We start from the raw sequence: 23,715 nt of genomic DNA, 5'->3' as shown, positions 1-23,715 counted from the left end.
AGTATACCCGAGCGTCTCCGCTGGCGGATCGCTATAATCGGCGGCTTTGTTCATGAGTGCGGGGTAAGGGATGCGCGATCGACTGTTGGCTGCGGAGAGGGTGAAGGCCATCGATTGGCGTGATGGCGCACTGCACCTGCTCGATCAGCGTGCCTTGCCGGCCGTTGAGCGCTGGGTGATCTGCATCTCGGCCGACGAGGTGGCGGCGGCCATTCGCACGATGGTGGTGCGTGGTGCACCGGCTATCGGCATCAGCGCCGCCTATGGCCTGGTGCTCGCTGCCCGCGAGCGGATCGCCGAGGGCGGCGACTGGCAGGCTGCCTGGGAAGAAGACTACGCACTTTTAGCCGATACCCGGCCGACCGCATCGAACCTGTTCTGGGCGTTGAAGCGCATGCGCGACCGCCTGGACCGGGTCAAAAAGCACGCCGACCCGCTGGCGGTGTTGGAAGCCGAGGCCATTGCGATCCATGAAAGTGATCGGGAAGCCAACCTGACCATGGCTCAATTGGGCGTCGAGTTGATCCGCAAGCACCAGGGCAATGCCCAGGCGATCCTCACCCACGGCAACGCCGGTGCGCTGGCGACCGGTGGTGTGGGGACGGCGCTCGGGGTGATTCGCGCGGCTTACCTGGAAGGCATGGTCGAACAGGTGTACGCCAACGAGACCCGTCCGTGGCTGCAAGGTTCGCGGCTGACGGCGTGGGAGCTGGCGGGCGAGGGCATCCCGGTGACGGTGAACGCTGACTCGGCCGGCGCGCATATCCTCAAGACCAAGGGCGTGACCTGGGTGATCGTCGGCGCCGATTGCATCGCGGCCAATGGTGATGTGATCAGCAAGATCGGCACCTACCAGCTGGCGGTGTGCGCCATGCACCACGGCGTGCGCTTCATGGTGGTGGCGCCGAGCTCCACGCTGGACCTGATGATGGCCACTGGCGATGACGTTGCGCTGGAAGAGCGGGATTCGGGGGAGTTGCTGGACATTGTCGGGCAGCGACTGGGGGGGGAGGCGTTCAATCCGGTGTTTGATGTGACGCCGGCTGACTTGATTGACGTGATCGTGACGGAAAAGGGCATTGTTGAGCGGCCGGATACGGCCAAACTGGCGAAGTTGATGTGCCGTAAGCGGTTGCATTGAGGGCATTGGTGCCTGTTGGATTGCATTCGCGAGCAAGCCCGCTCCCACATTTGATTTGTGAACACTTTCAAAATGTGGGAGCGGGCTTGCTCGCGAATGGCCCTTTCACTCAACAAAACCCCTGGATCCAACCCCAAAAAACACCACCCATCCAGCTCTGAGCCCCTCTCGTCCCCCTCAAGCCTGTCATCCGTCAACTAACTATGCTCCATGCGCATCAGGGGGATAGGTGCGTGGCGGCGATTGTGATAACATCCGGCGGTTTCCAGGGTTGCCCCGAGGGGCTGCCTATAACGTGCAGATCCGTGTCATAACTCGTTGATTTGTCGTAAGTCGTTGTCAGGCACTTGCCGGCAGCGGCGAGCTTCGTTCGTCCCATATGGATGTGACGAGGTTTCACCCGAAAAAGGAATCAGGCTTCTCATGGGCGAACTGGCCAAAGAAATCCTCCCGGTCAATATCGAAGACGAGCTGAAACAGTCCTACCTCGACTACGCGATGAGCGTAATTGTCGGTCGGGCACTGCCTGATGCGCGCGATGGCTTGAAGCCCGTGCACCGGCGTGTGCTGTTCGCGATGAGCGAGCTGGGTAACGACTGGAACAAGCCGTACAAGAAATCTGCCCGTGTTGTCGGTGACGTGATCGGTAAGTATCACCCTCACGGCGACACTGCGGTGTACGACACCATCGTTCGGATGGCCCAGCCGTTTTCCCTGCGCTACCTGCTGGTAGACGGCCAGGGCAACTTCGGTTCGGTCGACGGCGACAACGCCGCGGCCATGCGATACACCGAAGTGCGCATGACCAAGCTGGCGCACGAGCTGCTGGCCGACCTGCACAAAGAAACCGTGGACTGGGTGCCGAACTACGACGGCACCGAAATGATCCCGGCCGTCATGCCAACCAAGATTCCCAACCTGCTGGTCAACGGCTCCAGCGGTATTGCCGTGGGCATGGCCACCAACATCCCGCCACACAACCTCGGTGAAGTCATCGACGGTTGCCTGGCCCTCATCGACAACCCTGAGCTGACCGTCGATGAGCTGATGCAATACATCCCCGGTCCGGACTTCCCGACCGCCGCGATCATCAACGGTCGCGCCGGCATCATCGAAGCCTACCGCACCGGTCGCGGTCGCATTTACATGCGCGCCCGCTCGATCATCGAAGACATCGACAAGGTCGGTGGCCGCCAGCAGATCGTCATCACCGAACTCCCTTACCAGCTGAACAAGGCGCGCCTGATCGAGAAGATCGCCGAGCTGGTTAAAGAGAAGAAGCTCGAAGGCATCACCGAACTGCGCGACGAGTCTGACAAAGACGGTATGCGCGTGGTGATCGAGCTGCGTCGTGGCGAAGTGCCTGAGGTGATCCTCAACAACCTCTACGCCCAGACCCAGCTGCAAAGCGTGTTTGGTATCAACGTGGTTGCCCTGATCGACGGCCGCCCGCGCATCCTGAACCTTAAGGATCTGCTGGAAGCCTTCGTGCGTCACCGTCGCGAAGTGGTCACCCGCCGTACCGTGTTCGAGCTGCGCAAGGCTCGCGAGCGCGGCCATATCCTGGAAGGCCAGGCGGTTGCGCTGTCGAACATTGATCCGGTGATCGCGCTGATCAAGGCCTCGCCAACCCCGTCGGAAGCCAAGGAAGCGCTGATCAGCACCCCTTGGGAATCCAGTGCCGTGGTGGCCATGGTTGAACGTGCCGGCGCCGACTCGTGCCGTCCGGAGACCCTGGACCCGCAATACGGCCTGCGTGAAGGCAAATACTTCCTGTCGCCAGAGCAGGCCCAGGCCATCTTGGAACTGCGCCTGCACCGCCTGACCGGCCTGGAGCACGAGAAGCTGCTGGCTGAGTACCAGGAGATCCTCAACCAGATCGGCGAGTTGATCCGCATCCTCAGCAGCGCCGTGCGCCTGATGGAAGTGATCCGCGAAGAACTGGAAGTGATCCGCGCCGAATACGGCGACGTGCGCCGTACCGAAATCCTCGATGCGCGCCTCGACCTGACCCTGGGCGACATGATCCCGGAAGAAGAGCGTGTGGTGACCATCTCCCACGGTGGCTATGCCAAGACCCAGCCGCTGGCGGCGTACCAGGCCCAGCGTCGTGGTGGTAAAGGTAAATCGGCTACTGGCGTCAAGGATGAGGACTACATCGCTCACCTGCTGGTTGCCAACAGCCACACCACGCTGCTGCTGTTCTCCAGCAAGGGCAAGGTGTACTGGCTCAAAACCTACGAAATCCCGGAAGCCTCCCGTGCCGCCCGTGGTCGCCCGTTGGTCAACCTGCTGCCGCTGGACAGTGATGAGTACATCACCACCATGCTGCCGGTCGAGGAATACACCGAAGGTCACTTCATCTTCATGGCCACCGCCAAAGGCACCGTGAAGAAGACCCCGCTGGAATCCTTCAGTCGTCAACGCAGCGTGGGCCTGATCGCCCTGGAGCTGGACGAAGGCGACGTGTTGATTTCGGCTGCCATCACCGATGGCGAGCGTGAAGTCATGCTGTTCTCCGACGGTGGCAAGGTGACACGCTTCAAGGAATCCGACGTTCGCGCCATGGGCCGTACCGCCCGCGGTGTGCGCGGCATGCGCCTGCCAGAAGGGCAGAAGCTGATTTCGATGTTGATCCCGGAAGAAGGCAGCCAGATCCTCACCGCTTCGGCGCGTGGTTATGGCAAGCGTACCGCCATCAGTGAGTTCCCGGAGTACAAGCGTGGCGGCCAGGGCGTGATCGCCATGGTCAGCAACGACCGCAACGGCCGTCTGGTCGGCGCAGTGCAGGTGCTCGATGGCGAGGAGATCATGCTGATTTCCGACCAGGGCACCCTGGTGCGTACCCGTGTGGCTGAAGTGTCGAGCCTGGGCCGTAACACCCAGGGCGTGACGCTGATCAAGCTGGCCAGCGACGAGACGTTGGTAGGCCTGGAGCGTGTCCAGGAGCCATCGGAAGTCGAAGGCGAGGAGCTGGAAGGGGAAGAAGGTGCGGTATTCGATGGCGAGGTGATCGCAGCAGGCGATGACAACGTCGACGAGCCAACCCTCGATGCTGCCGCAGACGAAGAAGAACCGCAGGAATAAGCGGACACACAGGGGGCGGATGAAGATTCGCCCCCTTGTTGTTTGTCCCCTTTGAAACATGTGGGAGCTGGCTTGCCTGCGATGGCATCACCGCGGTATCACTGAAATACCGAGGTGCCTGCATCGCAGGCAAGCCAGCTCCCACAACGGTCCGCTCCAATAAGAGCGTGTTGCCGAACATGATTGCAGCCCCACCAGATCAGAGTGAGATTGGATGTGAGCAAGAGAGCCTATAACTTCTGTGCCGGTCCCGCGGCGCTTCCTGAAGCAGTCCTGCAGCGTGCGCAGGGTGAACTCCTCGACTGGCATGGAAAAGGCCTCTCCGTGATGGAAATGAGCCATCGCAGCGATGAGTTTGTATCAATCGCCACCAAGGCCGAGCAGGATCTGCGCGACTTGCTGGACATTCCATCGAACTACAAAGTGATGTTCCTGCAAGGCGGCGCCAGCCAGCAGTTCGCCCAGATCCCGCTGAACCTGCTGCCGGAAGACGGCACTGCTGACTACATCGACACCGGTATCTGGGGCCAGAAGGCCATTGAAGAGGCCTCCCGCTACGGCAACGTCAACGTGGCAGGCACCGCCAAGCCTTACGACTACTTCGCGATCCCGGGCCAGAACGAGTGGAAGCTGTCGAAAAACGCTTCCTATGTTCACTATGTGGCGAACGAAACCATCGGCGGCCTGGAGTTCGACTGGGTGCCGGAAGTCGGCGACGTGCCGCTGGTGTGCGACATGTCTTCGGACATCCTTTCGCGCCCGATCGACGTGTCGAAGTACGGCATGATCTACGCCGGAGCCCAGAAGAACATCGGCCCGAGCGGTATCCTGGTCAACATCATCCGTGAAGACCTGCTGGGTCGCGCGCGCTCGCTGTGCCCGACCATGCTCAACTACAAGGTCGCCGCCGATAACGGCTCGATGTACAACACTCCGCCGGCCTTCGCCTGGTACCTGTCCGGCCTGGTGTTCGAGTGGCTGAAAGAGCAGGGCGGTGTCGCTGCCATGGGCAAGTTGAACGAAGAGAAGAAGCGCGTCCTGTACGACTTCATCGACGCAAGCGGCCTGTACAGCAACCCGATCAACCTGACTGATCGCTCGTGGATGAACGTGCCGTTCCGCCTGGCTGACGACCGCCTGGACAAGCCATTCCTGGCCGGTGCCGACGCGCGCGGCCTGCTGAACCTGAAGGGTCACCGTTCGGTCGGTGGCATGCGCGCCTCTATCTACAACGCCGTCGACATCCACGCCATCAATGCGCTGGTTGCCTATATGGCAGAGTTCGAAAAGGAACACGGCTAATGTCTGAGCAAGAACTCAAGGCCCTGCGCGTACGCATTGACAGCCTGGACGAGAAAGTCCTGGAACTGATCAGTGAGCGCGCGCGGTGTGCCCAGGAAGTGGCGCGGGTGAAGATGGCGTCCCTGGCCGAAGGCGAGGTGCCGGTGTTCTACCGTCCCGAGCGTGAAGCGCAGGTGCTCAAGCGTGTGATGGAGCGCAACAAAGGCCCGCTGGGTAACGAAGAGATGGCGCGGTTGTTCCGCGAAATCATGTCCTCGTGCCTGGCCCTGGAGCAGCCGCTGAAAGTGGCTTACCTGGGCCCGGAAGGCACCTTCACTCAAGCGGCGGCCATGAAGCACTTCGGTCACGCGGTGATCAGCAAGCCAATGGCGGCGATTGATGAAGTGTTCCGCGAAGTGGCGGCCGGTGCGGTGAACTTTGGCGTGGTGCCGGTGGAGAACTCCACCGAAGGCGCGGTGAACCACACCCTCGACAGCTTCCTTGAGCACGACATGGTGATCTGCGGTGAGGTTGAGCTGCGTATCCACCACCACCTGCTGGTGGGCGAGAACACCAAGACCGACAGCATCAGTCGTATCTACTCCCACGCCCAGTCCCTGGCCCAGTGCCGCAAGTGGCTGGACGCGCATTACCCGAATGTCGAGCGCGTGGCGGTGTCCAGCAACGCCGAGGCAGCCAAGCGGGTCAAGGGTGAGTGGAATTCGGCGGCGATCGCCGGTGATATGGCGGCGGGCCTGTATGGCCTGACGCGCCTGGCTGAAAAGATCGAGGATCGCCCGGACAACTCCACGCGCTTCCTGATGATCGGTAGCCAGGAAGTGCCGCCGACCGGCGATGACAAAACTTCGATCATTGTTTCCATGAGCAACAAGCCCGGCGCGCTGCATGAGCTGCTGGTGCCGTTCCACGATAACGGGATTGACCTGACGCGCATCGAGACTCGTCCTTCGCGCAGCGGTAAATGGACTTACGTGTTCTTTATCGACTTCATCGGCCATCACCGCGACCCGCTGGTCAAGGGTGTGCTGGAGAAAATCAGTCAGGAAGCCGTGGCACTCAAGGTGCTGGGCTCTTACCCGAAAGCGGTTTTGTGAGGCTTTAACATGAGTGGCAACTTCCTCGCCCTGGCTCAGCCGGGCGTGCAACAACTGTCGCCTTACGTCCCGGGCAAGCCTGTGGACGAGTTGGCGCGTGAGTTGAACCTGGATCCGGCGAATATCGTCAAGCTGGCCAGTAATGAAAACCCGCTGGGTCCAAGCCCCAAAGTGCTGGCAGCGATCCGTGAAGAGCTGGCCGAGCTGACCCGTTATCCGGATGGCAATGGCTTTGCGCTCAAGACCCTGCTGGCTGAAAAGTGCCGGGTCGAGCTGAACCAGGTCACCCTGGGTAACGGTTCAAACGACATTCTTGAGCTGGTCGGCCGTGCTTACCTGGCCCCGGGCTTGAATGCGGTGTTCAGCGAGCACGCGTTCGCGGTTTATCCGATCGTGACCCAGGCCGTGGGTGCCGACGCAAAGGTAGTTCCAGCCAAGGATTGGGGGCATGACCTGCCGGCCATGCTGGCGGCGATAGACGCGAAAACCCGCGTGGTGTTCATCGCCAACCCGAACAACCCGACCGGCACCTGGTTCGACGTCCAGGCATTGGACGACTTCCTGCAGGACGTGCCTGAGCAGGTGCTGGTGGTGCTGGACGAGGCTTACATCGAGTACGCCGAAGGCAGCGACCTGCCGGACGGCCTGGACTTCCTGGCGGCCTACCCGAACCTGCTGGTGTCGCGCACGTTCTCCAAGGCTTACGGCCTGGCGTCGCTGCGGGTGGGCTACGGCCTGTCCACGGCCGTGGTTGCCGATGTGCTGAATCGTGTGCGTCAACCGTTCAACGTCAACAGCCTCGCCCTGGCGGCGGCCTGTGCGGCGGTGAAGGATGCCGAGTACTTGGAAGAGGGTCGTCGCCTCAACGAAACCGGCATGCTGCAGTTGCAGGACGGCTTCCGTGAGTTGGGCCTGGGCTGGATTCCGTCCAAAGGCAACTTCATCTGCGTCGATCTCGGCCAAGTGGCGGCTCCGGTATTCCAGGGCTTGCTGCGTGAAGGCGTGATCGTGCGCCCGACCGCCAACTATGGCATGCCGAACCACCTGCGTATCACCATCGGTCTGCCGGCAGAAAACGCCCGCTTCCTGGAGGCGCTGGCCAAGGTTCTGGCTCGTGGTTGATGTCACTGCATTGCAACCTGCTGTGCCTATGATCGGTCGCCTGGTGGTGGTCGGCCTGGGGTTGATCGGCGGCTCCTTCGCCAAGGGCCTGCGTGAAAGCGGGCTGTGCCGCGAAGTGGTCGGTGTGGACCTGGACCCGCAATCTCGCAAATTGGCGGTTGAGTTGGGCGTGGTGGATCGCTGTGAGGCAGACCTGGCGCTCGCGTGCCAGGGCGCTGATGTGATCCAACTCGCTGTGCCGATCCTGGCCATGGAGAAGTTGCTGGCGTTGTTGGCAGGCATGGACCTCGGCCAGGCGATCCTCACGGATGTCGGGAGTGCCAAGGGCAATGTGGTGCGCGCCGCGCAGCTGGCCTTTGGCGGTATGCCGACGCGTTTCGTGCCGGGGCATCCGATTGCCGGTTCCGAGCAAAGTGGGGTGGAGGCGTCCAATGCGCAGCTGTTCCGCCGTCACAAAGTGATCCTGACACCGCTGGAACAGACCGATCCGGCTGCGCTGGCGGTGGTGGATCGCCTGTGGCGTGAGTTGGGCGCGGATGTCGAGCACATGCAGGTCGAGCGTCACGACGAAGTGCTGGCGGCGACCAGTCATCTGCCGCACCTGCTGGCGTTTGGCTTGGTGGACTCGTTGGCCAAGCGCAACGAAAACCTGGAGATTTTCCGTTACGCCGCCGGTGGCTTTCGCGATTTCACGCGGATTGCCGGCAGCGATCCGGTGATGTGGCATGACATCTTCCTTGCCAATCGTGAGGCGGTGTTGCGCACCCTGGACACCTTCCGCAGTGACCTCGACGCCTTGCGCGACGCGGTGGATGCCGGGGATGGTCATCAGTTGTTGGGCGTGTTCACCCGTGCGCGGGTGGCGCGTGAGCATTTCAGCAAGATCCTGGCACGCCGGGCCTACATGGAAACCGCAGTGAACGCCGATGAGTTGACCTTTTTCGCTGAGCCGGGTGGCCGCTTGAGCGGGCGCATCCGGGTGCCAGGCGACAAGTCGATCTCCCATCGGTCGATCATGCTGGGGTCGTTGGCTGAGGGTGTGACCGAGGTCGAAGGTTTCCTGGAGGGCGAAGATGCCCTGGCGACCCTGCAGGCGTTTCGCGACATGGGCGTGGTGATTGAGGGGCCGCACCATGGGCGCGTGACTATTCATGGGGTGGGCCTGCATGGGTTGAAGGCGGCACCGGGGCCGATCTATCTCGGTAACTCCGGTACGTCCATGCGTTTGCTGTCCGGTTTGTTGGCGGCGCAGAGCTTCGACAGCGTGTTGACCGGCGACGCGTCGTTGTCCAAGCGTCCGATGAGTCGCGTGGCCAAGCCACTGCGGGAAATGGGTGCAGTGATCGAAACCGGGCCGGAAGGGCGCCCGCCGCTGACCATTCGAGGTGGGCAGGCGCTGAAGGGGCTGAATTACGCGTTGCCGATGGCCAGTGCGCAGGTCAAATCCTGCGTGTTGCTGGCAGGGCTGTACGCTGAGGGCAAGACCTCGGTGACAGAGCCAGCGCCGACCCGTGATCACACCGAGCGTATGTTGCGTGGCTTTGGTTATCCGGTGGCGGTGGATGGCGCTACTGCGTCCGTAGAGTCCGGCCACGCGCTGACTGCTACCCATATCGAAGTGCCGGGGGATATTTCCTCCTCGGCGTTTTTCCTGGTGGCGGCTTCGATTGCCGAGGGCTCCGAGCTGTTGCTGGAGCATGTCGGCATCAACCCGACGCGTACCGGGGTGATCGACATCCTGCGCCTGATGGGCGCCGATATCACTCTGGAGAACCCGCGTGAAGTGGGTGGCGAACCTGTAGCTGACCTGCGCGTGCGCGCCGCTGCGTTGAAGGGGATCGAGATTCCCGAAGCGCTGGTGCCGCTGGCGATCGATGAATTCCCGGTGCTGTTTGTGGCGGCGGCCTGTGCCGAAGGGCGCACCGTGCTGCGCGGTGCCGAGGAGTTGCGCGTCAAGGAGTCTGATCGTATCCAGGTGATGGCCGACGGTCTGTTGGCGCTGGGGGTCAAGTGTGAACCGACCCCTGATGGGATTATCATTGACGGTGGCCTGATGGGCGGTGGTGAAGTCCATGCCCATGGCGATCATCGGATTGCCATGGCATTCAGTGTGGCTTCCCTGCGGGCAGCGGCGCCGATTCGTATCCGTGACTGCGCCAATGTTGCTACGTCTTTTCCGAACTTTCTTACACTGTGTGCCCAAGTCGGCATCCGTGTTGCCCAAGAGGCTCAATTGTGAATATCAAAGCACCGGTGATTACCATCGACGGGCCAAGCGGCTCGGGCAAAGGCACGATCGCCGGCATCCTGGCCAAGCGCCTGGGCTGGTGTCTGCTGGATTCCGGCGCGCTGTATCGCCTGCTGGCGTTTGCTGCGCGCAACCATGGCGTCGACCTGACCAACGAAGAATCCCTGAAGCTGCTGGCGGCGCACCTTGATGTGCAGTTCGTCGGCGCGACGGAAGGTCATCCGCAGCGCATCATCCTGGAAGGGGATGACGTGACCGATGATCTGCGCAATGAACAAGTCGGCTCCTGGGCCTCCCAGGTTGCCGCACTGCCGGCGGTGCGCGATGCGCTGCTGCAGCGTCAGCGGGCGTTCCAGGAGCCGCCAGGGCTGGTGGCCGACGGGCGTGATATGGGAACCGTGGTGTTTCCGGAGGCCCCGCTGAAGATTTTCCTGACTGCCAGCGCCGAGGAGCGGGCTCGCCGCCGCTACTTGCAGTTGAAGGGCAAAGTCGATGGTGTTAGTCTGTCGAGTCTGCTAGATGAGATCCGTGCACGCGATGAGCGTGATACCCAGCGCGCAGTAGCCCCGCTCAAGCCGGCGGCTGATGCCATACAACTGGATTCCACGGAGCTGTCCATCGAGCAGGTGCTGGAACGCATCTTGAGCGAAATCGCCATTCGCGATATCGCCGGGTGATCAAGAAGGCCGCAGGGGACCAGTCATAGTCCTGCGGTGGCTTCTTTTAACTGAAACTGACCCACACCGTCTGGGGTGTGGAGATGGGCGTATTCTTCGCCCTTATCAACAGGAATTAAAATGAGCGAAAGCTTTGCGGAACTCTTTGAAGAAAGCCTAAAAACCCTGAACCTTCAGGCAGGCTCCATCATCACCGGTGTTATCGTTGATATCGATTACCAAGCTCGCTGGGTAACCGTTCACGCTGGTCTGAAGTCTGAAGCTCTGATCCCGCTGGAACAGTTCTACAACGATGCTGGCGATCTGACAATCAATGTCGGTGACGAAGTTCACGTTGCTCTGGACTCGGTTGAAGACGGTTTCGGTGAAACCAAGCTGTCCCGTGAAAAAGCCAAGCGCGCTGAATGCTGGATTGTTCTCGAAGCAGCCTTCGCAGCTGAAGAAGTGGTCAAGGGCGTTATCAACGGTAAGGTTAAAGGCGGCTTCACTGTCGACGTTAACGGCATCCGTGCGTTCCTGCCAGGTTCTTTGGTCGACGTTCGTCCTGTGCGCGACACCACGCACCTGGAAGGCAAAGAACTCGAATTCAAGGTCATCAAACTCGACCAGAAACGCAACAACGTTGTCGTTTCCCGTCGCAGCGTCCTGGAAGCAGAGAACTCCGCCGAGCGTGAAGCTCTGCTGGAATCCCTGCAGGAAGGTCAGCAAGTCAAAGGTATCGTCAAAAACCTCACCGACTACGGCGCATTCGTCGACCTGGGTGGCGTGGATGGCTTGCTGCACATTACCGACATGGCTTGGAAGCGCATCAAGCATCCTTCCGAAATCGTCAATGTTGGCGACGAGATCGATGTCAAGGTTCTGAAATACGATCGCGAGCGCAACCGTGTTTCCCTGGGCCTGAAGCAACTGGGTGAAGATCCATGGGTTGCTATCAAAGCCCGTTACCCAGAAAGCACTCGCGTAACCGCGCGTGTTACCAACCTGACCGACTACGGCTGCTTCGCTGAGCTGGAAGAAGGCGTTGAAGGCCTGGTACACGTTTCCGAAATGGACTGGACCAACAAGAACATCCACCCTTCGAAAGTCGTACAAGTCGGCGACGAAGTGGAAGTTATGGTTCTGGACATCGACGAAGAGCGTCGTCGTATCTCCCTGGGCATCAAGCAGTGCAAATCTAACCCATGGGAAGATTTCTCTGGCCAGTTCAACAAGGGCGATAAAATCTCCGGCACCATCAAGTCGATCACCGATTTCGGTATCTTCATTGGTCTGGACGGCGGCATCGACGGCCTGGTTCACCTGTCCGACATCTCCTGGAACGAAGTGGGCGAAGAAGCTGTTCGTCGTTTCAAGAAGGGCGACGAGCTGGACACCGTTATCCTGTCGGTTGACCCAGAGCGCGAGCGCATCTCCCTGGGTATCAAGCAACTGGAAAGCGATCCGTTCTCCGAGTACGTTCAAGAGAACGACAAAGGCGCAATCGTTAAAGGCACTGTGAAAGAAGTTGACGCCAAAGGCGCCATCATCGTTCTGGCCGACGATATCGAAGCGACTCTGAAAGCCTCCGAAATCAGCCGTGACCGCGTTGAAGACGCGCGCAACGTTCTGAAAGAAGGCCAGGAAGTAGAAGCCAAGATCATCAGCGTTGATCGTAAGAGCCGCGTAATCCAACTCTCCATCAAGTCGAAAGACGAAGTTGAAGAGAAAGAAGCTATCCAGAGCCTGAAATCGGCTCCGGAAGCTGCACAAGGCGAGACCACCATGGCCTCCCTGCTGCGCGAAGCAATGGCTAAGCAGAACTAAGTTCTGTAAAGCTGTAAAAAAGGGCGACTTCGGTCGCCCTTTTTTATGCCTGAAATTTGTTGAATCATCGCCCGAGAACCTTGGGCTATCGAGCGGGGTCAGATCTAACTATAGTCTTTGAAGAAACCGCTCTTGTGTCGCTGATTCAATAAGGATTTGAATGAATAGGCTTATAGTTGTATTCGCCGTGGTAATGCTGGCAGGGTGTTCGGCCACCAGTGCCAAGACTCACGCCAGGCACGGCGTCAGCGGTATCGAGATCGACTGTTCGGGGCTGGGTTCCGGCTGGGACAAGTGCGAAAAGCGTGCGGCCCGTGAGTGCAAGCAGCAGGGCTACAAGGTCATTACCAGGTCCAGTGATGCCAAGGATGAAGAGGGTGACTACCTGTTTGGCTGGAATCCTGCAGGTGCGGTGACTCGGACGATGCTGGTGATGTGTAATTGAGCATGGAAGGCGCGTTTTATTGGTATGAATTGATCATGCAGATAAGTTGGCGTATGGGCTGTTCAAATTCATCAAGTCATGCTAAAACCTTCGAAGCGCTTTTCCTAGCTGCTTGAAAAAGAAGGGAAAAATATGACGAAGTCGGAGTTGATCGAACGAATTGTCACCCATCAAGGGCTGCTCTCATCCAAAGATGTGGAGCTGGCTATCAAGACCATGCTTGAGCAAATGTCCCAGTGCCTGGCGACTGGTGATCGGATCGAGATCCGCGGGTTTGGGAGTTTCTCGCTGCATTACCGTGCGCCACGGGTTGGGCGCAATCCCAAGACTGGGCAGTCGGTGAGTCTGGATGGGAAATTTGTGCCTCATTTCAAGCCGGGGAAGGAGTTGCGGGACCGGGTGAACGAAGACGAGGAAGAAAGCGTCTGAGTCGGTTTCGATCGGGAGGTGGTTATGCGTGGGGTTAAACGCTTTTTTCTGGTTGCGGCTGTTTTTTTTGCCGCTCTTTTCGTATTGGTTTTTGTGCTGGAAAACCAGCAGAGTGCTTCGCTAACTTTTCTGGGGTGGTCGACCGCCCAGTTGCCAATATCTGTATTTGTCGCATTAGCATTAATTCTTGGAATGCTTGCCGGGCCTGTGCTTACGTTGCTGATAGGGCGCCGCAGGCCTCGCGCGAAAGTTTAGCCTGATAGGCATGTCCTGTAACCAGTGCAGCCGTTGGAATCCTGGCTCTTCCCTCCGCGCTTTCTAGCCAAGGTCGGTTCCATTCTGATATGTCAGTTAAAGCGTCCGGCTGCAGGCTATTTATCTGCGTTCGCTTTTGACATTGAGAGCGCAGAGCTTAAAATGGTCACCATTTTAAAATCCATCATCTTTAACTGCGCCCCACACAGCTGATTTCACGCCATAGGCGGTCAAACTCCGACGTTTTCCTTGAGAATCCTTTACCGCGGTGCATTTTTTGCGGCTAGCAGATTGATTGGATTGTAGGTTTTGAGGTGGTTGACCTGCTACAAGCTTGTTGTGCAGTTTGCGTTGCTTTAGGACTCATTATGTTTAGCGGAAAAACACTTCTTATCACCGGTGGCACTGGCTCATTCGGCAACGCAGTACTCAAACGCTTTCTCGACAGCGACATTGCTGAAATCCGCATCTTCAGCCGCGACGAGAAGAAGCAGGATGACATGCGCAAGCGTTACGCTAACGCCAAACTGAAATTCTATATCGGCGATGTGCGTGATTATCAGAGCGTGCTCAACGCCACCCGCGGCGTAGATTACATTTTTCATGCGGCAGCGCTCAAGCAAGTTCCTTCTTGCGAATTTCACCCGATGGAAGCGGTTAAAACGAATGTTATCGGCACCGAAAACGTTCTTGAGGCCGCTATTCAGAACGCAGTCAAGCGTGTGGTGTGCTTGAGCACTGACAAAGCCGTCTACCCTATCAATGCCATGGGGATCTCCAAGGCGATGATGGAGAAGGTGATGGTGGCGAAGTCCCGCAACGTGGATGATAAAAAAACCGTCATCTGCGGCACGCGCTATGGCAACGTCATGGCTTCGCGTGGTTCGGTAATCCCACTGTTCATCGAGCAAATTCGTGCAGGGCAGGCGCTGACTCTGACGGATCCGAACATGAGTCGGTTCATGATGACGCTCGCAGATGCCGTCGATCTGGTGCTGTATGCATTCGAAAACGGTCGCAACGGTGACCTGTTCGTGCAGAAGGCTCCGGCGGCAACAGTAGAGACGTTGGCCAGAGCCTTGACCGCCATGGTTGGCAAGCCGCAACACCCTATTCAAGTGATCGGCACGCGTCACGGCGAGAAGCTTTTTGAAGCGCTGTTGAGCCGTGAAGAGATGGCTTGTGCCGAAGACAAAGGGGATTATTACCGCGTCCCACCTGATCTGCGCGACCTGAACTACTCCAAGTTTGTCGAGCAGGGCGAAGAGAAAATTTCCCGTACGGAAGATTACAACTCCCACAACACTGAGCGATTGGACGTCGCCGGTATGCAACGCCTCTTGCTCAAGCTCGAATTCATGCAGGCGATTCAGCGTGGCGAGCACGCTACGCCCGAGGAGTGAGTGATGAAGGTATTGATCACCGGCGCCAATGGTTTTGTCGGTAAGAACCTGATAGCGCACCTGACGGAGCGTAGGGATGTGGAGGTTGTCTCCTTCACTCGAGAGAACAGCATCGCCGAGTTGGCTCCACGAGTGGCCGACTGTGATTTTGTGTTTCACTTGGCAGGGGTCAACCGGCCTCTATCACCAGAGGAATTCAAAATCGGAAATACCGATTTGACGCTAGCGCTTTGCCAAGCGATCAAGGCAAGCGGTAAGGCCATTCCTGTTCTTTATACTTCATCGATCCAGGCCGACCGGGACAATCCTTATGGTGTCAGCAAGTTGGCGGCAGAGCAGGCATTAAATGACCTGCGTGATAGTCATGGTTCCAGGGTAGAAGTTTTGCGCTTGCCTAATGTGTTTGGCAAGTGGGCACGACCTGACTACAACTCCGCCGTCGCCACGTTTTGCTACAACATTACCCGTGGGTTGCCCATACAAGTTAATGATCGTGAGGCTGTGATTAGCCTGGTCTATATCGACGACGTCATTGATTTTTTCATCAGGGCCATGGACGTCGGAACGTCCGCTGAGTTGGCTACGCAAGTGCAACCCGTGTATAGCATCACGGTGGGCGAACTGGCGGATCAGTTGCATGCATTTCGCGACAGTCGTGACACGTTAATCACTGAGTCAGTTGGCACAGGATTGGTGCGTGCGCTTTATTCGACTTATGTAAGTTACCTGCCTGTCGAACAATTTACCTATGACGTGCAAAAGCACGGCGACCCACGTGGCGTTTTTGTCGAGATGTTGAAGACCAAGGACAGTGGCCAGTTCTCTTACTTCACCGCTCATCCTGGCATTACCCGTGGCGGGCATTACCATCACAGCAAAACCGAGAAATTCCTCGTAATCAAAGGCAAGGCTTGCTTCCGCTTTCGTCATATCGTTTCTGGCGAGTTCTACGAGTTACACACCGAGGGAGAGCGACCACAGGTCGTGGAGACTGTGCCAGGCTGGACTCACGATATTACCAATGTTGGTGATGACGAGATGGTCGTCATGTTGTGGGCCAATGAAATCTTTGATCGCGAACGGCCGGACACTTTTGCGATGCCGGTTGGAACTCAGGCCTGATCTGCGAGGCGTGCGACGCCGTGATCTCGCTCGTTGATTCCGATGTTAATGATTCTGGAAGAGTATTTAGATGAAAAAGCTGAAAGTTGTCACGGTTGTGGGCACTCGTCCGGAAATCATCCGCCTGTCGCGGGTAATGGCCAGTCTGGACGAGCATTGTGAACACATTTTGGTGCACACCGGGCAGAACTATGATTACGAATTGAACGAGATTTTTTTCCAGGACCTCGGTATTCGTAAGCCAGACCACTTTCTCAACGCCGCAGGTGCCAGTGGTGCGCAGACCATCGGCAATGTGATCATTGCCGTAGACCGCGTGTTGGAAGAAACAAAGCCGGAGGCGTTGTTGGTGCTCGGCGATACCAACAGCTGCATGGCAGTCATTCCCGCGAAGCGTCGCAAGATTCCTACTTTCCATATGGAAGCTGGCAATCGCTGTTTCGATATGCGTGTTCCAGAAGAGATCAATCGGCGCATCGTTGACCACACGGCGGATATCAATCTTACCTATAGCACTATTGCACGCGATTATTTGCTGCGCGAAGGCCTGTCGCCTGACATGGTTATCAAAACCGGTAGCCCAATGTTCGAGGTGCTCAACTACTACCGTGAAGGTATAGAGGCTTCTGATGTATTGGAGCGACTGGGGTTGGAGGCCGGCAAGTTTTTTGTCGTCAGTGCGCACCGTGAAGAAAATATCGATTCCGATAAGAACTTTCTGAAATTGGTTGAAGTGCTTAATACAGTTGCAGCCCACTACGACTACCCCGTCATTGTGAGTACGCATCCGCGCACCCAAAAACGTGTAGATGCCATGGGCGTGGTCTTCCACAAAAATGTGCAACTGCTCAAACCGCTCGGTTTCAAGGATTACAACAAGCTGCAAGTGACGTCAAAAGCCGCCCTTTCGGACAGCGGCACTATCAATGAAGAGTCTTCAATCCTGAACTTCCCGGCACTTAACATGCGCGAAGCCCATGAGCGTCCAGAAGGGATGGAAGAAGCTGCTGTGATGATGGTTGGTCTGGAAGCCGAGCGCGTCATGCAGGGGCTGCAACTGCTGGAGAGCCAAGCCAGTGGCCAGGAGCGCACCTTGCGCCTTGTTGCGGACTACAGCATGCCGAATGTGTCCGAGAAGGTCGTGAGGATAATCCACAGTTATCGCGATTACGTCATGCGCACTGTATGGAAGCAATACTGATTGGATAGGCTCACCCAGGAACGCCCGCTTAAGGTTTTAGTGGTCACCCAGTATTTTTGGCCCGAAAACATGCGTATCAATAACATGGTTGAAGGTTTTGTTGCCAAAGGCCATGAAGTCGTGGTGCTCACGGGGCAGCCCAACTATCCGGAAGGTGAGGTCTATAGCGATTATTTGCGTGATCCAGCGCAGTTTTCTCGCTACCAGGGCGCGCATATTTTTCGGGTGCCGATGCTGGCACGTGGTAAGCGCAGCATTACTCTTGCCTTGAATTACTTCACGTTCTTTACCAGCGCGTCGACCTTCGGGTGCTACAAGTTGAGGGGGCAGTCATTCGACGCAATTTTCGTATATGGCGTGTCGCCTATTATGGCGGCGATTCCTGCATTGGTACTCGGGCGCCTGAAACGCGCGCCCGTCTTTGTCTGGATCCTGGATTTGTGGCCGGAAACCTTGAATGCCGTAGGGGTAGTCAAAAACCCAAAGTTACTTGGCCTGGTCGGGAAAATGGTCTCTTGGATCTATAACCGCACCGACTATTTGCTGTTGCAGTCGCGGTCTTTTGACGAGGATGTCAGGAAGTACTGCACGCGTTCGATTTCGCCGGGCCGGTTGGTCTACTTCCCTAGTTGGGCCGAGGATGACTTTTCTGGCGATGCACAAGCTACTTCGGATTTGCTGACCCGAGACGACTCAGTCTTCACGGTCCTCTTCGCTGGGAACATCGGTGAAGCCCAGGACTTTCCAGCCATTATGGCTGCGGTCAAGATGATCAAGGCAGAATTGCCTGTACGCTGGGTGATCGTGGGGAATGGTCGGGCCAGTGAGTGGTTGGGCAAGCATGTTGTAGAGCATTCTTTGGATAACGTTCTATTGTTGGGACGGCATCCGTTGGAAAAAATGCCTGCCCTTTTCGCCACGGCGGATGCGCTCCTGGTGTCGCTGAAGACAAATGAAGTCTTTGAAAAAACCATTCCGGGCAAGGTTCAGGCATATCTGGCGTCAGGGAAGCCCATTATCGCCATGATTGATGGTGAGGCTGCCCGGGTTGTCGAGGAGTCACGCGCAGGAATGGCGTGTGCTTCCGGCGATGCTGTGGGGCTGGCTGAAATCGTACGCACATTGAGTGCATTGCCTGTGGCTGAGCGCGAGGAAATGGGGGTGGCGGGTAGGCGCTATTACCTTGAACACTTTTCAAAGACAACGTTGTTTGACCGTCTTGAGTCGCTCTTCAGAAAAGCGACCTTGAGACGTCATGACAAATGACGAACAAACGGGCGTCGATTCATCGGGGCGGCATACCGGATTCGTTGCTTGCAGTGAGCGTTGTGTCGACATGGTGCGGGCTGACGTCTGACTGATTGTCTGCGAGAGGCATCCTTTCTAGGTGTAACCACAGGTCCAGCTGTCGTAAAGGGTGGTTAGGCAGCCTTCGAAAATCTTCCCGGCATGAAGGCGTTTCGTTGTTTGTGACGGTCTTCTTGCCAGTATATTGTTTCAGGAATTTATTCTTACATGACCCTCTGGTTGGTATTCGTGGCGGTGCTGATAGCGTCGCTTCTGTTGACTTGGGTACTACGCCGCTATGCTTTGGCGCGTAGTCTGATGGACATACCCAATGGACGCAGCTCCCACACCGTACCGACGCCGCGAGGCGGCGGTATTGCGATTGTCCTGACATATCTGGCTACCGTGGGTTTGATGGCTTGCGCTGGATCGATCAGTTTGGAGACTACCTGGCCACTAATAGGGAGCGGTGCACTGATTGCAGTGGTCGGCTTTCTTGATGATCATGGTCACATTGCTGCACGTTGGCGTTTATTGGCCCATTTTACCGCAGCAGGTTGGGCGTTGTTCTGGATGGGAGGTTTACCAGCTGTCCACGTGCTGGGGATTGATCTGGAGCTTGGCTGGCTCGGGCATTTGATTGCCGCGATGTACTTGGTCTGGATGCTCAATCTCTATAATTTCATGGATGGAATCGATGGAATTGCGAGTATCGAAGCCGTCTGCGCGTGCCTGGGGGCTTGCCTCGTGTATTGGATGACCGGACATGAGGCGCTCATGCTGGGCCCTATGCTGCTCGCGGTGTCCGTACTCGGATTCCTTTACTGGAACTTCCCTCCTGCGCGCATTTTCATGGGGGACGCCGGGAGTGGCTTTCTCGGCATTGTGATTGGTGTGCTTTCGTTGCAGGCCGCTTGGGTCGCGAGTGAGTTGCTTTGGGTGTGGCTCATTTTGCTGGGCGTATTTATCGTTGATGCGACCTTTACCCTTGGGCGGCGTCTGGTGCGCGGGGATAAGGTATACGAGGCGCACCGCAGTCATGCCTACCAGTATGCATCGCGCAAGGCAGGTCGTCATTTACCCGTAACGCTGGCAGTGGCAGCCATAAATGTGTTCTGGTTGCTGCCCATCGGCATCTGCGTAGGGTTAGGCTTTGATGGCGTATTGGGGCTTGTGCTGGCTTACGTTCCGCTGGTACTGCTGGCTATCAAGTTTCATGCTGGTGAGCTGGAAAAAACGGGATAATTTGTTGGCTGCATCGTTGGGTGATTGCACGAAGCACAACATGGAACTGCCGTTTTTTCTGGCGATATTAAGGACTGAGGTATAAAAAGGGTCTATGGATAATCTACGTACCCGCCTGTTGGGCTTGCCACGCAGGCAAAAACGCATATTGCAGGTGGCCACCGATATCGTACTCGTCTGGGTGGCGCTATGGCTTGCGTTTGTTGTTCGTTTGGGATTTGACGATCTGAACAACCCGTTCGTCGTCCATTTGTGGCTGTTTCTCTGCGCACCGGTCATTGCTATTCCGCTTTTTATCAACTTTGGCATGTACCGCGCGGTCATGCGTTATTTTGGAAATGACGCATTAATCGCCATTATCAAGGCGGTTAGCCTATCCGCCTTGTTGCTAGCACTAGTCGTCTACCTATATAGCAATCACCAGACAGTGGTCCCGCGTTCGATCGTATTCAACTATTGGTGGCTGAGCATGGTCATCATTGGCGGCCTGCGGCTTGGTATGCGTCAATACTTCCTCGGCGATTGGTTTGCTGCGGCTCAGCATGTTCCTTTTACAAACCGTGAAGACGGTCTGCCCAAGGTAGTCATCTATGGCGCTGGCGCGGCGGGCAATCAGTTGGTGGCAGCGTTGCGCATGGGCAAGTTGATGCGTCCAGTGGCTTTTATCGATGACGATAACAGTATTGCTGACCGTGTGATTTCCGGGCTGCAGGTATACAAGCCAAAACATATCCAGCGAATGATCAATGAGACCGGTGCGCAAGAACTGCTGCTGGCGATTCCATCCTCCACAAGAGCACGGCGCCGGGAAATACTGGGACACCTTGAAGGCTACCCACTGCATGTGCGCAGCGTTCCAGGGTTCATGGACCTGGCGAGTGGCCGAGTTAAGGTCGATGATATTCAAGAGGTGGATATCGCCGACCTGTTGGGGCGGGATCCGGTGCCGGCGCAAGACGAGCTGCTGGAACGATGCATCAAGCAACGCGTGGTCATGGTAACAGGGGCGGGCGGTTCTATCGGTTCGGAGCTCTGTCGCCAGATATTGACGCTTGAGCCTACGACATTACTGCTGTTTGATCATGGCGAATACAACTTGTACTGTATCCTGTCCGAGCTTGAACAGCGTGTCCAGTCCGAGTCCCTGGATGTAAAGCTGTTACCCATTCTCGGTTCTGTACGGTATCAGGACAGGCTTCTTGAAGTCATGAAGGCCTGGTCCGTTGATACGGTCTACCATGCGGCCGCCTATAAGCATGTGCCCATGGTGGAACACAACATCGCCGAGGGTGTGCTCAATAACGTGATGGGTACACTCAATACGGCTCAAGCTGCTTTGCAGGCTGGCGTCGAAAATTTCGTATTGATCTCAACTGACAAGGCGGTACGGCCGACCAATGTCATGGGTAGCACGAAGCGCTTTGCGGAGCTGGTTCTGCAGGCATTGAGCAAGGAGTTGGCTCCGGTTCTGTTTGGTGATACGTCTAAAGTTTCACGTGTTAATAAAACACGCTTCACCATGGTACGGTTCGGCAATGTTCTTGGCTCTTCTGGCTCTGTAATTCCACTGTTTCACAAGCAGATCCAGGCGGGGGGCCCCCTGACGGTTACCCATCCCAAGATAACGCGCTACTTCATGACCATACCCGAGGCTGCACAGTTGGTGATTCAAGCGGGTTCTCTGGGGTTGGGTGGCGATGTCTTCGTGCTCGACATGGGGGAGCCGGTGAAGATCGTCGAACTCGCTGAAAAGATGGTTCATCTGTCGGGTTTGAGTGTGCGTTCAGACAAGAACCCCCATGGAGATATCCAGATCAACTTCAGCGGGTTGCGGCCGGGTGAGAAGCTCTATGAAGAGTTGCTGATCGGTGACAATGTTGCGGCTACGAGCCACCCGATGATCATGCGAGCAAGTGAAGAGTTTCTCTCCTGGGATATCCTCAAAGTAAGGTTACAAGCATTGTTGGCGGGTGTTGAAGAGAATGATTACATCCTCGTCAGGCAGATTCTGAAAAGCACCGTCAGTGGCTACAGCCCGGAAGGTGAGATTGTTGACTGGATGCATGCCCAACGGCACTGTGATGCTGAATTGTCTGCCCGCTCTCCATCAGGTTGTTAGTAGCCAGCGTCAGTTAGGTTCAGCCTCAAGCCCCTTTGCTGTGTTGTAATCGCAGCGAGGGCGGGGGCTGAACAGTTCACGCCCTGTCAGGCTGTTCATAGCATCCTCCTGTTTGTCGCGCGAGCCCTAGGCGCGATTTCCTTGCCCCTTGACGCCTCTTGTCGCTTCCTTCCTTGGAGGTGTTCAACCCGAGTGTCGATCATTCAACGTCAGTCTCCGGCTCATCGCGCTCGATCAACCGAAGTTGGGTGCAAGCAGGGGGCTGTCTGCACCAACGCCATCAAACTGTGATGCTAGGCAAGGGGTGAGGGCCGAGAAGTTTCCTAAGTATTTTTAACTTCAGCATACACACTGGCGCGAACACGCTTCGACAGAATAAATAGCAGCGTTAAAATCCAAAAAGAAACCATTGTTTCCAGGAAGCCGAATATCTGGTTGTTAGCGGGGATATATAGGAAAAGAATCCCAAACAGGGGTAAAAGCATTTTTGCATAAAAATTATCATGCAAAATCGCTGAAAGATAAACATTTGAGAAGTAAGCGCCCAGTATGAGCATGACAATAGTTACTCCCCAGAATCCAACGTCGTTGGCGATGTAAGTATAGAAGGAGTGCCAATAGACAAACTCGTCCCACTTTTCAGTTATTTTATGCGGGAAGGTTCTATCTCTGACGTCAATGCCCAGGTATTGGGCGAAAGACTTCTGCAGAAAGACGGAATGTCCTATGCCAAACGACGATTGAAAGTTTTCGTCGAGCGAAATTGACATTCCATAATAGCCTTGGACCATGTAGCTGGTGAGTTTTTCATAGAAATCTACTGCATTGGATCTTTCTGCGCCTGGGTCTTCGCTTTTGAAAGTGATGCCTTTTTGTTTTAGATAGTCAAAGGACTGGGGCTTGCTTTTTTCGACAATAACTTGATAGGGCGAGTGTGCTGATTTGACACTGTAGAACTGCCAAAAGGAGAACAAAAACATGAATGCCAGGAAGGCTATAAAAAATTTCCGTTGCTTGAGTGTATCAATCACTCCCTTGGAACTTTTTGAGGCAATCATCACACCCAAGCACGTGGAAATGATAAAAACATAAGAGAAATTGATTACACTTAGGCTGGCGATGATCCCTGTCAGCAATGGGATGGTAAGGACAAGCATTCCCGCAACCCTGCGAGGCGTGCTCAGTGCGTGCCAATAGAATACAAGCCCCGGCAGCAGGATGTACTTAAAAAGGCCAGCGAATAACGTTATTGCCGTGATATAGGGGTTTTTCACAAAACCAATCATGGACGCTTCTGACGCGTAGAAGGCCCTCGCCTCCCAAGGGATTACCAGACCTCTATAAAGACCGGAAAAAAAATTATCAGGGATGTATGAATTGGAAAGCGTCGTGTTCCTATGCACCACTACGTTGGCTGCGAAGGCCAAGAATAGAATGACCCAGAAATACCTGACGAATACATTATCATCTTTAGATGCTTCTGTTGCCGCGAGCTTTACGCCTTGCTGCTTAAGAAAAAATGAGCTTTGTAGAATATACCCGGCAATAAAAAATACGTGGTACAAGAAAATGAAGCCGAGGAATTCGCTTTTGTTTTCCAGTGGCCAATAAATAGGCCCAAAAAAGAAAATCCATAGACCAAATAATAAATAGGCCTCGACCAATAGCAGCGGCGCGTAGCTCTTCACGGTATTCACTCTTCAACTCCTTAAAGATAGTGTTGCTTGTGTTG

The 23,715-nt window shown here is 56.3% G+C and carries 18 protein-coding genes; 17 read left to right on the top strand and 1 reads right to left on the bottom strand.

Annotated elements, in window-relative coordinates; all coding sequences use genetic code 11:
* Positions 1–70: 70 nt before the first annotated feature.
* From mtnA to M2394_RS18030, 17 genes are all read left to right on the top strand, one after another.
* Positions 71–1,141 carry an S-methyl-5-thioribose-1-phosphate isomerase gene (gene mtnA / locus M2394_RS18110; RefSeq protein WP_259173391.1) on the top strand — a complete coding sequence of 357 codons (1,071 nt, stop codon included), beginning with the start codon at positions 71–73 and terminating at the stop codon, positions 1,139–1,141.
* A 423-nt stretch (positions 1,142–1,564) separates the two neighbouring features.
* A complete protein-coding gene (gene gyrA, locus M2394_RS18105) occupies positions 1,565–4,228 on the top strand; it encodes a DNA gyrase subunit A (RefSeq protein ID WP_178919884.1) in 2,664 nt (887 codons plus the stop codon).
* A 216-nt stretch (positions 4,229–4,444) separates the two neighbouring features.
* A complete protein-coding gene (serC, locus tag M2394_RS18100; RefSeq protein WP_259173390.1) occupies positions 4,445–5,530 on the top strand; it encodes a 3-phosphoserine/phosphohydroxythreonine transaminase in 1,086 nt (361 codons plus the stop codon).
* Positions 5,530–6,624 (top strand): prephenate dehydratase, encoded by a 1,095-nt coding sequence (gene pheA / locus M2394_RS18095; protein WP_003172650.1) that lies wholly within the window; start codon positions 5,530–5,532, stop codon positions 6,622–6,624. The genes serC and pheA overlap by 1 nt, the downstream gene beginning before the upstream one ends.
* A gap of 9 nt (positions 6,625–6,633) precedes the next feature.
* Positions 6,634–7,746, top strand: coding sequence for a histidinol-phosphate transaminase (hisC, locus tag M2394_RS18090; protein ID WP_259173389.1), 1,113 nt, complete (start codon positions 6,634–6,636; stop codon positions 7,744–7,746).
* 28 nt (positions 7,747–7,774) lie between these two features.
* Positions 7,775–9,985 carry a bifunctional prephenate dehydrogenase/3-phosphoshikimate 1-carboxyvinyltransferase gene (locus M2394_RS18085; protein WP_259173491.1) on the top strand — a complete coding sequence of 737 codons (2,211 nt, stop codon included), beginning with the start codon at positions 7,775–7,777 and terminating at the stop codon, positions 9,983–9,985.
* On the top strand, positions 9,982–10,671 hold the full coding sequence (cmk, locus tag M2394_RS18080; protein WP_003172653.1) for a (d)CMP kinase: 690 nt from the start codon (positions 9,982–9,984) through the stop codon (positions 10,669–10,671). The genes M2394_RS18085 and cmk overlap by 4 nt, the downstream gene beginning before the upstream one ends.
* 120 nt (positions 10,672–10,791) lie before the next feature.
* Positions 10,792–12,477 carry a 30S ribosomal protein S1 gene (gene rpsA / locus M2394_RS18075; RefSeq protein ID WP_016975322.1) on the top strand — a complete coding sequence of 562 codons (1,686 nt, stop codon included), beginning with the start codon at positions 10,792–10,794 and terminating at the stop codon, positions 12,475–12,477.
* 160 nt (positions 12,478–12,637) lie between these two features.
* Positions 12,638–12,922, top strand: coding sequence for a hypothetical protein (locus tag M2394_RS18070; protein ID WP_178919888.1), 285 nt, complete (start codon positions 12,638–12,640; stop codon positions 12,920–12,922).
* Between the two features lie 132 nt (positions 12,923–13,054).
* Entirely contained in the window at positions 13,055–13,351 is a 297-nt protein-coding gene (gene ihfB / locus M2394_RS18065; protein ID WP_008437689.1) for an integration host factor subunit beta, read from the top strand.
* 24 nt (positions 13,352–13,375) lie between these two features.
* Positions 13,376–13,606, top strand: coding sequence for a hypothetical protein (locus M2394_RS18060; RefSeq protein ID WP_259173385.1), 231 nt, complete (start codon positions 13,376–13,378; stop codon positions 13,604–13,606).
* A gap of 368 nt (positions 13,607–13,974) precedes the next feature.
* Positions 13,975–15,009 (top strand): polysaccharide biosynthesis protein, encoded by a 1,035-nt coding sequence (locus M2394_RS18055; RefSeq protein ID WP_259173383.1) that lies wholly within the window; start codon positions 13,975–13,977, stop codon positions 15,007–15,009.
* Between the two features lie 3 nt (positions 15,010–15,012).
* On the top strand, positions 15,013–16,131 hold the full coding sequence (locus M2394_RS18050) for a UDP-2-acetamido-2,6-beta-L-arabino-hexul-4-ose reductase (protein ID WP_259173381.1): 1,119 nt from the start codon (positions 15,013–15,015) through the stop codon (positions 16,129–16,131).
* Positions 16,132–16,201: 70 nt separating this feature from the next.
* Positions 16,202–17,332, top strand: a complete 1,131-nt coding sequence (wecB, locus tag M2394_RS18045) for a non-hydrolyzing UDP-N-acetylglucosamine 2-epimerase (RefSeq protein WP_259173378.1) — start codon at positions 16,202–16,204, stop codon at positions 17,330–17,332.
* 69 nt (positions 17,333–17,401) lie between these two features.
* The gene (locus tag M2394_RS18040; RefSeq protein WP_259173377.1) at positions 17,402–18,598 is read left to right on the top strand and encodes a glycosyltransferase family 4 protein; all 1,197 of its coding nucleotides are present in this window, start codon (positions 17,402–17,404) and stop codon (positions 18,596–18,598) included.
* A 249-nt stretch (positions 18,599–18,847) separates the two neighbouring features.
* The gene (locus tag M2394_RS18035) at positions 18,848–19,864 is read left to right on the top strand and encodes a glycosyltransferase family 4 protein (RefSeq protein WP_259173375.1); all 1,017 of its coding nucleotides are present in this window, start codon (positions 18,848–18,850) and stop codon (positions 19,862–19,864) included.
* Positions 19,865–19,958: 94 nt separating this feature from the next.
* Positions 19,959–21,983: a nucleoside-diphosphate sugar epimerase/dehydratase gene (locus tag M2394_RS18030; RefSeq protein ID WP_259173373.1), complete on the top strand. Its 2,025-nt coding sequence runs from the start codon at positions 19,959–19,961 to the stop codon at positions 21,981–21,983.
* Positions 21,984–22,306: 323 nt separating this feature from the next.
* On the opposite strand, the gene M2394_RS18025 is transcribed toward M2394_RS18030, so the two are convergent.
* Positions 22,307–23,680 carry a hypothetical protein gene (locus M2394_RS18025; protein ID WP_259173372.1) on the bottom strand — a complete coding sequence of 458 codons (1,374 nt, stop codon included), beginning with the start codon at positions 23,678–23,680 and terminating at the stop codon, positions 22,307–22,309.
* Between the last annotated feature and the right edge of the window lie 35 nt (positions 23,681–23,715).

Source organism: Pseudomonas sp. BIGb0164 (assembly GCF_024810135.1).
GTDB lineage: Bacteria > Pseudomonadota > Gammaproteobacteria > Pseudomonadales > Pseudomonadaceae > Aquipseudomonas.
Note: the sequence above shows the minus strand (reverse complement) of the source record. Positions and strands in the feature narration are given on the sequence as shown.

What these genes read in the sequence shown, in the direction of transcription:
- mtnA (WP_259173391.1), top strand. Translation starts at nt 71, where the DNA reads ATGCGCGATCGACTGTTGGCTGCGGAGAGGGTGAAGGCCATCGATTGG.
- gyrA (WP_178919884.1), top strand. Translation starts at nt 1,565, where the DNA reads ATGGGCGAACTGGCCAAAGAAATCCTCCCGGTCAATATCGAAGACGAG.
- pheA (WP_003172650.1), top strand. Translation starts at nt 5,530, where the DNA reads ATGTCTGAGCAAGAACTCAAGGCCCTGCGCGTACGCATTGACAGCCTG.
- hisC (WP_259173389.1), top strand. Translation starts at nt 6,634, where the DNA reads ATGAGTGGCAACTTCCTCGCCCTGGCTCAGCCGGGCGTGCAACAACTG.
- M2394_RS18085 (WP_259173491.1), top strand. Translation starts at nt 7,775, where the DNA reads ATGATCGGTCGCCTGGTGGTGGTCGGCCTGGGGTTGATCGGCGGCTCC.
- rpsA (WP_016975322.1), top strand. Translation starts at nt 10,792, where the DNA reads ATGAGCGAAAGCTTTGCGGAACTCTTTGAAGAAAGCCTAAAAACCCTG.
- M2394_RS18070 (WP_178919888.1), top strand. Translation starts at nt 12,638, where the DNA reads ATGAATAGGCTTATAGTTGTATTCGCCGTGGTAATGCTGGCAGGGTGT.
- ihfB (WP_008437689.1), top strand. Translation starts at nt 13,055, where the DNA reads ATGACGAAGTCGGAGTTGATCGAACGAATTGTCACCCATCAAGGGCTG.
- M2394_RS18060 (WP_259173385.1), top strand. Translation starts at nt 13,376, where the DNA reads ATGCGTGGGGTTAAACGCTTTTTTCTGGTTGCGGCTGTTTTTTTTGCC.
- M2394_RS18055 (WP_259173383.1), top strand. Translation starts at nt 13,975, where the DNA reads ATGTTTAGCGGAAAAACACTTCTTATCACCGGTGGCACTGGCTCATTC.
- M2394_RS18050 (WP_259173381.1), top strand. Translation starts at nt 15,013, where the DNA reads ATGAAGGTATTGATCACCGGCGCCAATGGTTTTGTCGGTAAGAACCTG.
- wecB (WP_259173378.1), top strand. Translation starts at nt 16,202, where the DNA reads ATGAAAAAGCTGAAAGTTGTCACGGTTGTGGGCACTCGTCCGGAAATC.
- M2394_RS18040 (WP_259173377.1), top strand. Translation starts at nt 17,402, where the DNA reads ATGCGTATCAATAACATGGTTGAAGGTTTTGTTGCCAAAGGCCATGAA.
- M2394_RS18035 (WP_259173375.1), top strand. Translation starts at nt 18,848, where the DNA reads ATGACCCTCTGGTTGGTATTCGTGGCGGTGCTGATAGCGTCGCTTCTG.
- M2394_RS18030 (WP_259173373.1), top strand. Translation starts at nt 19,959, where the DNA reads ATGGATAATCTACGTACCCGCCTGTTGGGCTTGCCACGCAGGCAAAAA.